Genomic DNA, 249 nt, shown 5'->3' on the forward strand with positions numbered 1-249 from the left:
GTGCGTGATGCGTATTAGCGACAGCGGTGGCGGCATCGCCGAGGCACACCTGGGTCATGTGTTCGAACCCTTTTTCACCACCAAACCGGTGGGTGAGGGGCTTGGCCTTGGCCTGGCGATTTCCTATGGAATCGTTCGTGATCTGGGCGGAGATCTGGAGGCCGGTAACGTTGCTGCGGGTGCCGTCTTCACCCTGCGCCTGCCAAAGGCATGAGCGGATGGCGTTACACTGCGGCGTCGAGCCAGGAG

Annotated in this window: 1 protein-coding gene; it reads left to right on the forward strand. The window is 61.8% G+C overall.

All coding sequences use genetic code 11. From position 1 onward, the window contains the following. A partial coding sequence (locus tag AC0IYH_RS33085) for a sensor histidine kinase (RefSeq protein ID WP_471838622.1) occupies positions 1-214 on the forward strand: 214 nt, incomplete at its 5' end. Positions 215-249: the final 35 nt, after the last annotated feature.

This window comes from Pseudomonas sp. AC463 (assembly GCF_979253585.1).